Origin of the sequence: Devosia honganensis (assembly GCF_042648785.1) — a bacterium.
GTDB classification, from domain to species: domain Bacteria; phylum Pseudomonadota; class Alphaproteobacteria; order Rhizobiales; family Devosiaceae; genus Devosia; species Devosia honganensis.
The window spans coordinates 43,991-53,843 of record NZ_JBHRYD010000008.1 but is presented as its reverse complement, the minus strand read 5'-3'; the positions used below and the strand labels follow the sequence as shown (position 1 = coordinate 53,843).

General features: G+C 68.9%; 11 protein-coding genes. 6 read left to right on the top strand and 5 right to left on the bottom strand.

Annotation, left to right across the window (positions count from 1 at the left end; translation table 11 throughout):
• Positions 1-140 precede the first annotated feature (140 nt).
• Positions 141-965: a siderophore ferric iron reductase gene (locus tag ACFOOL_RS10775; protein WP_380097004.1), complete on the top strand. Its 825-nt coding sequence runs from the start codon at positions 141-143 to the stop codon at positions 963-965.
• Positions 966-975: 10 nt separating this feature from the next.
• Here the strand turns inward: ACFOOL_RS10775 and ACFOOL_RS10770 are convergent, their stop codons facing one another.
• A complete protein-coding gene (locus tag ACFOOL_RS10770) occupies positions 976-1,530 on the bottom strand; it encodes an SH3 domain-containing protein (RefSeq protein ID WP_380097003.1) in 555 nt (184 codons plus the stop codon).
• A gap of 105 nt (positions 1,531-1,635) precedes the next feature.
• Between ACFOOL_RS10770 and ACFOOL_RS10765 the strand changes: the two genes are divergently transcribed.
• The 4 genes from ACFOOL_RS10765 (at position 1,636) to truB (ending at position 4,819) form a co-directional block, all read left to right on the top strand.
• The gene (locus ACFOOL_RS10765; RefSeq protein WP_380097002.1) at positions 1,636-2,655 is read left to right on the top strand and encodes a 2-hydroxyacid dehydrogenase; all 1,020 of its coding nucleotides are present in this window, start codon (positions 1,636-1,638) and stop codon (positions 2,653-2,655) included.
• Positions 2,656-2,815: 160 nt separating this feature from the next.
• On the top strand, positions 2,816-3,460 hold the full coding sequence (locus tag ACFOOL_RS10760; RefSeq protein WP_380097001.1) for a hypothetical protein: 645 nt from the start codon (positions 2,816-2,818) through the stop codon (positions 3,458-3,460).
• 33 nt (positions 3,461-3,493) lie between these two features.
• Entirely contained in the window at positions 3,494-3,907 is a 414-nt protein-coding gene (rbfA, locus tag ACFOOL_RS10755; protein ID WP_380097000.1) for a 30S ribosome-binding factor RbfA, read from the top strand.
• 3 nt (positions 3,908-3,910) lie between these two features.
• Positions 3,911-4,819 (top strand): tRNA pseudouridine(55) synthase TruB, encoded by a 909-nt coding sequence (truB, locus tag ACFOOL_RS10750; protein ID WP_380096999.1) that lies wholly within the window; start codon positions 3,911-3,913, stop codon positions 4,817-4,819.
• Positions 4,820-4,938: 119 nt separating this feature from the next.
• Here truB and ACFOOL_RS10745 read toward each other — a convergent pair whose 3' ends face one another.
• The 4 genes from ACFOOL_RS10745 to ACFOOL_RS10730 form a co-directional block, all read right to left on the bottom strand.
• On the bottom strand, positions 4,939-5,604 hold the full coding sequence (locus ACFOOL_RS10745) for a TetR/AcrR family transcriptional regulator (protein WP_380096997.1): 666 nt from the start codon (positions 5,602-5,604) through the stop codon (positions 4,939-4,941).
• Positions 5,576-7,099: a tripartite tricarboxylate transporter permease gene (locus ACFOOL_RS10740; RefSeq protein ID WP_380096996.1), complete on the bottom strand. Its 1,524-nt coding sequence runs from the start codon at positions 7,097-7,099 to the stop codon at positions 5,576-5,578. The genes ACFOOL_RS10745 and ACFOOL_RS10740 overlap by 29 nt, the downstream gene beginning before the upstream one ends.
• 12 nt (positions 7,100-7,111) lie before the next feature.
• On the bottom strand, positions 7,112-7,651 hold the full coding sequence (locus ACFOOL_RS10735; protein WP_380096995.1) for a tripartite tricarboxylate transporter TctB family protein: 540 nt from the start codon (positions 7,649-7,651) through the stop codon (positions 7,112-7,114).
• Positions 7,652-7,754: 103 nt separating this feature from the next.
• Positions 7,755-8,804, bottom strand: a complete 1,050-nt coding sequence (locus ACFOOL_RS10730) for a Bug family tripartite tricarboxylate transporter substrate binding protein (protein WP_380096994.1) — start codon at positions 8,802-8,804, stop codon at positions 7,755-7,757.
• 224 nt (positions 8,805-9,028) lie between these two features.
• Between ACFOOL_RS10730 and ACFOOL_RS10725 the strand changes: the two genes are divergently transcribed.
• Positions 9,029-9,775, top strand: coding sequence for a sulfite exporter TauE/SafE family protein (locus tag ACFOOL_RS10725; RefSeq protein ID WP_380096993.1), 747 nt, complete (start codon positions 9,029-9,031; stop codon positions 9,773-9,775).
• Positions 9,776-9,853: the final 78 nt, after the last annotated feature.

Genomic DNA, 9,853 nt, shown 5'->3' with positions numbered 1-9,853 from the left:
CATCAGCCGGGATGCGCATCCCGGCTGATGCAAGCAGTAAAGCAAAAATCGTCCACACAAGCCCGAGGGAAGCCCGGTGTGGGGGATAAATTGAGCCAAGAGCCCGAAATGAACACTCCTCGCGCCCAAGGCGGCGCCTGGTGGCATATGCGCAGGGAAAGGCCGAGGTGAAGGTCCGCAACTATCTATTCGCCCAGGACAGCGACGACGTGGCGCTGACCCGCTTCATCGCCCTGGCGGCCTCGACCAGCGGCTTTCTCAAGGGTGCGCCGGGCGGCCATCTGCCCGGCTGGCACCAGCCGGGCCGGGACAACCGCGCCTTCATCGAAACGCTGCATGCGCGGCTCGCCGCCGCCTATCCCGAGGCCGGCCAGCCCTTTCACGCGGTGCGCCTATGGACCAATCTGCTCTGGCAGCCGGCCTATCTGGCGGTCATCGGGGTGCATGTGCACGGGGCGCTGCCGGCGCTCGCCCGCCTGTCGCAGGCGCGACAGAACCTCGATATCGACGGCTATCGGCTCGAGCCGGGCCCCCAATACCGCGCCGGCACCGAGGCGATGATCGCCCGCGCCGGGGGCGAATTGCGCGGAATGGCCGATGCGGTCCTCGTCGAGATCAACGCCGTCACCCGGCTGAAGCGCCTGCCGGCGATGCGGCTCCTGGCCGACCGCATGCTGGGGCTGATGGTGCGGCTGGCCCAGTACCGGCCCGGCACCGGCATCGCCGAGCAGCATCGCTACTGCGCCCTCTGGCTCGAGGCGATGGGCCTGGCCGGCCAGGGGAGCCTCGAAACCATCGACCTGCCGGGCGGGCGGCAGGCGGCGATCGTCGCCCGCAAGGGCTGCTGCCTCGATTATCTGGCCTTTCCCGGCACCTATTGCGCTTCCTGCCCCCGGCAGGAGGGGGCGCTGTGGCGCGAACGGCAGAAACAGGATGCCATCGCCGAGCTGGACGCGGCGGAATAGGGGGGCCGGCTCAGTCGAATTCCTCGTCCGGATAGACGCCCCAGAGCTCTTCCTGGCGCACCCAGCCGGAAAAGGCGGCGCGCTCGCCCGGCTGCGTCGCCGAGACGTTGCACCAGGCCCCGTCGCAGCGGCTGATCGATACCCGGACGCCGGGGGCGAGGCGGGCGCGCAGCGCCGCGTCCTCGGAGCGGCCGGTGCGCATGGCCACCTCGCCATTGGCCAGAAGCGGGGTGGCATAGCCCGCCCGCGTGCCCACCAGCAGGCTCTGATGCACCCAGCCCTCGTCGCCGTCGACGTCGCGGATCTTCCGCCAGGTGTCGAATTCCTGGACGATCTCCACCGGCACGCCTGAAACCAGGTAATTCCAGGCGATGTCGTATTTCGTGCCCGGCCCGACCCGCACATTGATCGGGTTGGAGCGGGTGGAGACGAAGCGCGGCAGCTTGAGGCCGCTGGGATTGTCCTGGGCGGCGGCCGGCAGGGGCTGCGCCGCCAGCCCGGACAGGAGACCGAGCAGGACGAGCAGGACGAAGGGGGCGCGGCCCCGATGGACGGGCTGGTGCAACATCACTTTGCAGGCGGGTTGGAATTGCCTTATCACTAGTCCATGATCCTTAATGGTCGCTGAAGGACGGTGCCGCCCGCCCGTGCGACGCCGATTTGGTCCCGCATGACATCCAGCAAACCCAAGATCCTGGTGACGAGGCGGCTGCCCGCGAGCATCGAGGCCCGCATGGCGACGCTGTTCGAAACCGACGTCAACGAGGCCGACCAGACCCTGACCGCAAGCGACATCCTGTCCGGCCTCGCCGGCAAGGACGTGCTGGTCTCCACCATAACCGACCGCATCGATGCCGGGCTCATCGAAAGCCTGCCCGCCAGCGTCCGGCTGATCGCCCAGTTCGGCAACGGGGTCGACAATATCGATCTCGAGGCGGCCTGGCGGGCCGGGCTGACCGTCACCAACACGCCATCGGTGCTGACCGAGGATACCGCCGACATGGCGACGGCGCTGATGCTGGCCCTGCCGCGCCGGCTGGTGGAAGGCACGCAGATTCTGTTGCGCGACCGCGCCTGGGCCGGCTGGTCGCCCACCTCCATGCTGGGCCACAGGCTGCGCTCCAAGGCGCTGGGCATAGTGGGCATGGGCCGCATCGGCACCGCCGTCGCCCAGCGGGCCCGGGCCTTCGGCCTCACCATCCACTATTATTCCCGCAACCGCCGCCCGCAGGGCGTCGAAGGGCCGCTCGAGGCCACCTATTGGGACGATCTGGACGCCATGCTGGAGACGGTGGACATCGTCTCGCTGCACACGCCGCTGACCCGCGACACCAGCGACATCCTCTCGGCGGCGCGGCTGGCCCGGATGAAGCCGGACGCCTATTTGGTCAATGTCAGCCGCCCCGAACTGCTCGACGAGCCGGCGCTGATCGCGTTCCTGGAAACGGGGCGCCTGGCCGGGGCGGCGCTCGACGTCTTCGACAACCGCCACGGCATCAATCCGCGCCTGCTGGCCCTGGCCGAGGCCAATCGGGTCATCCTCACCGGCCACATGGCCTCGGCCACGCTCGAGGCCCGCATCGAGATGGGCGAGGCGGTCATCGTCAATATCCGCGCCTTCATGGACGGCCACCAGCCGCCCCACCGGCTGCTGCCCGACATGCCCCAGCCGCGCGCCGCCCGGGGCTGAGTGTTGCACCAAACCCCCAATCGGGGCCCTCGATGCCGCAGGCGGGGCCCGCGCTCTTGCCGCCCGCGCCCCCTGCCCCTAATCGTCCCTTATGTCCGGTGATGCGCAGCGCCCGCACCGGCCCGTCTCGTTCCGGGCGCGAGGAGAGCCTGTGCCGCCGATGAAGATCCTGCTTCCGCTCCTGCTTGCCGCCGCGTTCCTTGCCGGCCCCGCCCTGGCGCAGCAGGACGGCCCGCCGCTGGCCGAGGCGGGCGCGGAACTGGTGCTCGACGCGCTGGGCCAGCGCCTCACCCTGCCGCGCCCCGACTGGCTCGCCGAAGGGGCGTCGCTGGCGGAGCAGACGAGCACCTATTATGCCGAGGATGGCGGGCAGGCGCGGCTGGAAATCTATCCGCGCGGGGAGAGCGAGGCGTTCTGGACCACGCTTTACGGCGCCCGCATCAGCCGCAGCGCCGCGCCGGTGCTGGCCGATTTCCGCTCGCTGGTGATCGGCATCTATGCCCGCGCCTGCCGGCCCGAGACGGTGGCATTGTTCCAGCTCGAGCCGGATGCGGGCGACGACATTCCGCCCCTGGGCTTCGTCTGCGGCGCCTATCGCGACGGCCTGCCCGGCTATGAGGGCCGGGGCGAGGTGATGGTGGTGGGCTTTTACAAGTCCGAGACCGGCATGGCCATGGTCTATCGGGAATGGCGCGGCGCCGCCTTCGACCCCGCCGACCAATCGAGCTGGCCGGTCTCGCCCGAGACGGTCGAGGGGCAGTTCGCCCGGCTGAAATCGGCAGCGGGGCTGAGCCGCGCGGATTGACGCGCGGGCGTGGACGGCCTAAGCCGCTTGCCCATGAAAAAGCAACCCAAACCGGCCGGTCCCAGCCAGCGCATGCTGCGCGTCGGCGAATTGATTCGCCACGCGCTGGCGGCGCTGTTCGCCCGCGGCGACATCGAGGACGAGGCGCTGCGCGGCATGGTGCTGACCGTGCCCGAGGTGCGCATGACGCCCGACCTCAAGATCGCCAACGCCTATGTGATGCCGCTGGGGGGCGAGCATGCCGAGGCGGCGGTGGCGGCGCTCAACCGGCACCGCAAATATATCCGCGGCCGCATCGCCCCGCAGGTCGAGCTCAAATTCGCCCCCGAAATCCGCTTCCTGGTCGATGAGACCTTCGGGGAGGCGGGGCGCATCGACGCCCTGCTGCGCTCCGAGCGGGTGCGGCGCGATCTCGACACCGATCCCGACGACAGCGACGAAGGCTGACCTTTGACCCAGGCCAGAGCGAAAAAGCGCCCCATCTCCGGATGGGTGGTGCTCGACAAGCCCTATGACATGACCTCCACCCAGGCGGTGGGCAAGGCGCGCTGGCTGTTCTCGGCCGCCAAGGCCGGCCATGCCGGCACGCTCGATCCGCTGGCGACCGGCATCCTGCCCATCGCCCTGGGGGAAGCCACCAAGGCGGTGCCTCAGGTGCAGGACGGCACCAAGATCTATCGTTTCGCCATCGGCTGGGGTCGCGCCACCTCCACCGACGATGCCGAAGGCGAGGTGATCGCCACCTCCGACATCCGCCCCGGCGCGGAGGCGCTGGAGGCGGTGCTGCCGCGCTTCACCGGCACCATCATGCAGAAGCCCCCGGCCTTTTCCGCCATCAAAATCGCTGGCGAGCGCGCCTACGACCTGGCCCGGGCCGGCGAAAAGCTGGACCTGGCGCCGCGCCCCGTCGATATCGAGGCCATCCGCCTCCTCGAGCACGGCGCGGAGGAAAGCCTGCTCGAGGTCACCTGCGGCAAGGGCACCTATGTGCGGGCCCTGGCCCGCGACATCGCCGCGGCGCTGGGCACGGAAGGCCACGTCACCCGCCTCCACCGCTCGGCGGTGGGGCCCTTCACCGACGCGGACGCGGTCACGCTCGCCCAGTTGGAGGCCGCCGATCCCGGCCCCGCCCGCGACGCACTCCTCGCCCCCGTCGCCGCCGGGCTCGCCCAATTGCCCGAAATCCGGCTCGACGCGGGACAGGCCGGGGCCGTCGCCCACGGCAATGCCATCCTGCTGACCGGCGCCACGGCCCCGCTGGCGCTCGAGGAGTGCTGGGCCAGCTTCCGCGGCCAGGTGGTGGCCACCGGCACGGTCGAATTCGGCCAGTTCAAGCCGCGCCGGGTGTTCAATCTGTAGGGCGTTTCATGATCGAGCGCAGGACAGCGCCGATGCGTTTCCCGGGAGGACTTTCCACAAGCACCGGGGGCGCTGGGAGAGGGGTCGTCGGCTCATGAGTTCGAACGCAACATTCCCCCTCAGCCTCCCGGCTTGGTCTTGAGGAAATCCAGCACCATCTGCACGGCGTGGCCTTCGCGCTCCTGGACCATGGCGATGCTCGACAGGTCGCGGTCGAAGATGACCGAAAGCGTGGCGGTGTTGGAGACGTAGAAAAAGCCCAGGGCGGCGATGGAGATATAGAGCTGCACCGGGTCGACGTCGCGGCGGAACACCCCGGCCTGGCTGCCGCGCTCGATGATGGCGGCGATCTGCCCGACCAGGGGCGAATGCAGCGCCCCGATATCGGGCAGGGTTTTGAGGAAACGCGCATTCTCGATGTTCTCGGCGCCCAGGAGCCTGGGGAACCAGGGATTGGCGAGGAAATGCCGGAAGGTGAAGCGGACCAGCCGGTCCATGGCCTGGGCGGGATCGTACTGGTCGAGCGAGAGCGCCCGCTCGCCCCGCCTGATCTCCTGATAGGCGTCGAGCAGCACCGCCCGGTAGAGATCCTCCTTATTGCCGAAATAGTGGTAAAGCAGGCGCTTATTGGCGCCGGCCCGCTCGGCGATGGCGTCGACGCGCGCGCCCTCGAAGCCGCGATCGGCGAATTCCCCCCGCGCCGCCGCGAGGATGGATGCCTTGGTCTTGGCCGAATTGCGCGGCCGCCTGGGCGTCTCAGCTTTTCGCCGGGGCCTTGCGGCCACGGGTGAAGATGGATCTGACACGGGTGGACACCGCCGGGATGGACATGAGGATGGTCAGGACGATGACGAGGCAGATAACAGCACTGATCGGACGGGTAAAGAACGGGGTGGGATCGCCATTGGTCAGCGCCAGCCCCCGCCGCAGGTTGAGATCGAGCAGGTCGCCCAGGACGATGCCCAGCACCAGCGGGGCCATGGGATATTTCATCTCGCGCAGGATGAAGCCGGCGACGCCGAAGAACAGCATGACATAGACGTCGAACATGCGCTGGGTGATGGCGAAGGACCCCACCACGCACAGCACGTAGATGACCGCCATCAGCCGCTCGCGCGGCACCGAGAGCACCTTGATGAACACCTTGGTCAGCGACAGGCCGAAGACCAGATTGGCCAGCGTCGCCAGCAGCAGCATGCCCACCACCTGGTAGAGGAAGGGGGCGTTCTCGATCATCATCATGGGGCCGGGGCGGATGCCGTGGATCATCATGGCGGCGATCAGCACCGCCGCCGCCGCCGAGCCGGGCAGGGCCAGGGTCAGGGTCGGGATCATCGAGGCCGAGACCACGGCATTGTCGCCGGTTTCGGCGGCGATCAGCCCTTCCTGGCTGCCCTTGCCGAATTCCTCGGGGTGCTTCGAGGTCTTCTTGGCCGCCGCATAGGAGCTCCAGGCGCCCACATCCTCGCCCACGCCCGGGATGATGCCGACAAAGGTGCCGATGATGCCCGAGCGGATGATGGTCTTCCAATATTGGAAGATCTCCCGCAGGGTGGGGATCACCCGGTCGTTGACCGGGGCGATATGGGCGACGGCGGTGCGCTTCATGGTGGAAAGGATCTCGGCGAGGCCGAAGGCCCCCACCATGGCCGGGATCAGGTCGACGCCGCCTCCCAGGGCCGGAATGCCGAAGGTGAAGCGCTGATAGGCGTGCAGCGTCTCCATGCCCACCATGGCCACCAGCAGGCCCAGAATGCCCGAGACATAGCCCTTGAGCGGGGTGTCCGAGCCGGTCATCTGGCCCGAGATGACGACGCCGAACAGCGCCAGCCAGAAAAATTCATAGGAGCCGAAGCGCAGCGCCGCCTCGGACAGCACCGGGGCGATGATGGCGAGAAAGAAGATGCCCACCAGCGTGCCCAGGGTCGAGGAGGTGGTGGCCAGGCCCATGGCCAGGCCCGCCTTGCCCTGCATGGCCAGGGGATGGCCGTCGAGCGTCGCCGCGGCATTGGCCGGGGTGCCGGGGATGTTGAGCAATATGGCGGTGCGGCTGCCCCCGTAGATGGCGCCCAGATAGACGCACATCAGCGTCAGGATGGCCTGGTCCGGCGCCATCTTGTAGGTGAGCGTCACCAGCAGCGCCACGCCCATGGTGGCGGTGAGCCCGGGCAATATGCCGATGGCCAGGCCGAGCAGCGTCGCCCAGGCGACGTTGAACAGGCCCGCCGGCGTGAGGAAATGCGCAATCCCCTGCCCCAGGAGGATGAGACCGTCGAACATGAATGGCTCTCCTCAGGGCAGGCGGACGAGAAAGACCTGCCCGAACACGTAATGGACCCCGATCCCGGCGGCCAGGGCGACGACGAAGGCCCAGAACAGGGTCCGCCGCAGCGAGCCGGGCCGGTCGGCCAGGACGGTCTCGAACAGCACGATGAAGGTGAAGATGAACAGGGCCGAGGCCAGCCAGAACGGCATGCGGCCCACCAGCACCAGCGTGTAGAACAGCGCCATGGCCAGGACCGCCCCCACCCGCACCGATGGCCAGGAGAGCAGCAGGCGCAGCAGGGCGGCCCCGGCGCCCTTCACCTCGAGCCGCACCGAGCGCACGGCCAGCAGGACGCCGCACAGGGTCAGCCCCGCGCCCAGGAACAGCGGCACCAGCCCGGGTATGGTCGAGGGATGGATGCGGCGGATCTCCAGCCGGTCCATGGTCCAGGACAGATAGGTGATCGTCAGGCCGAGCGCGATCCAGACGATGGCGGTGATCACATCGGCGCGTACGCGGATGGCGTCTTCGGTGCGGGTCGCATCCTGGCTGTCGGGCATTGACATGGCTGGCCTGGTTCTTGAATCGGGCTGGCGCCGCCGCCACGGGCTGCCGCCCCGCGCCACGGGGCGCGGGACGGGCCGGGTCGATGACGGCGGGCCGGGCGCCTCAGTTGGCGCCGACTTCGGTGCGGGTGGCGCAATCGACGCCGATCTCGACCGGATCGATCACGGCCTCGCCGCGCTGCACCGCCGCGCAGGCCTTGTCGATGACGATCGGCATGGCGGCCGCGCGCGCTTCCGCGCCATAGGACGGATCGAAGACGGCGCCGAAATTCTCCGCATAGTCGCGCAGCGTCTGCGAGTTCTCCACCTGGTCGGCCCAGATCGCGTCGAGCGTCGTCACGACCTCGTCGGGCACGCCGACCGGCAGGAAGATACCGAAATAGTTCATCGCCAGCGGCATGTCGGGCAGCCAGTCGGTGATCGGCGGGATCGGGTCGACGCCGGCCACCACCAGCGGCTCGCTGGAGAGCACGGCCAGCCCGCGCAGGCGGCCGCCGCGAATCATCTCCACCTGCTCGACGGCGAGCTGGGTGGTGACCATGGCCTCGCCGGCCGCCGTGGCGATGACGGCCGGATTGCCGCCGTCATAGGTGATCATGTTGTAGTCGAAGCCGGCCTGCTCGGCGAGCGAGGCGATGGCCGTCCCGCCCGAGGAGCCGACGCCGGCCGTGGCCACGGTGATCTCGTTGCCGCGTTCGCGCAGCGCCTCGAGCAACTGGCCGAAATCCTCGAACTCGCTATCGGCCGCAACGCCCACCACGGCGACGTTGGCCACCGAGAGATAGACGTGCCAGTCGTCGATGTCGGTATCGGGGATCAGCCCGGTCACCGCATAGGTGGCGTTGTCGCCGATGGCGCCGGCGCCCCAGGTATAGCCGTCGCGCGGAGCGTTGAGCACTTCCTGGGTGCCGATGGCGCCCGAAGCACCCGGCTGGTTGACGACCACCACGTCGACGCCCAGCGCCTCGGCGACGATCGGCGCGGTGACGCGGATGACCTGGTCGGTCGAGCCGCCGGCGCCCCAGGGCACGATCAGGTTGATCGGATGATCGGGCTTCCATTCCTGAGCGAAGGTCATGCTGGTGGTCATGGCCGCGCCAAGCGCCAACAGGCCGGCGCCCGACGCCAGGATATACCGCAGGGGCTGCTTCATCATATCTCCTCCCAATGGATGCGGAGCCGCCTCCCGACAGTCCGCGCCCACAAAGCTTGCGACCGAAGAAACAGCGAGTCAAGAGCGATGTAACTGCACGGTGAGATTGACGGGGCTGGTCGACGCGGGAACTACCCCTTTGATACCAAGGACTTCCGGTGATACCACTGGCCGGGCCGGGGAGAGCCGAACCGGGGCGTTCGCCGCGAAAGGGGAGCAGGGGCATGGAATTCGACATCGGGCGGCTGGCGCTGATGGGGGTGGCGCTGGCGGCGGGGGCGGTGGTCAAGGGGGCGACGGGCATGGGCCTGCCGCTGGTGGCGCTGCCGGTGCTGACGACGTTTTTCGGCCTGCAGCACGCCGTGGCGCTGATGACGGTGCCGATCCTTTACACCAATCTGTTCCAGGTCTGGCGGTTTCGCGAGACGGCGCGCGAGCCGCGCCTCGGGTTCCTGCCGCTTTTCCTCGTCGGGGGCGCGGCGGGCGTCGCCATCGGCACCTGGGCGCTGACCAGCCTGCCCGAGCGGGCGCTGGTGCTGGCGCTGGGGCTGATCCTGCTGCTCTATGTGGCGCTGCGGCTGGCGGCGCCCCACTGGGTCATCGGCCCGGAGACCGCCCGGCGCATCGGGCCGGCGGCCGGGCTGGGCGCGGGCATATTGCAGGGCGCCACCGGCATTTCCGCGCCCATCGGGGCGACCTTCATCCACGCCATGTCGCTGGGCCGCGAGGCGCTGGTGTTTTCCATGTCCGCCATGTTCCTGCTGTTCGCGCTGGCGCAGATGGCCTCGCTGTGGACGGCCGGCGTGCTGGGCGGGGCGGCACTGCTCGACGGCGTCCTGGCGCTGATCCCCACGCTGATCTTCATGCCCGTGGGCCAGGTTCTGGCCGCGCGCCTCAGCCGCCGCGCCTTCGACCGGATGATCCTGATCTTCCTGGGGCTGATCGGGCTCAAGATGGTGCTGGGGCTTTAGGCTCCGACAGGCTACCGGCTTGACGGGCGGGCCGGAAGTCATGTAGCAAGTAACCAATCAGTTACACACAGGGCCGGG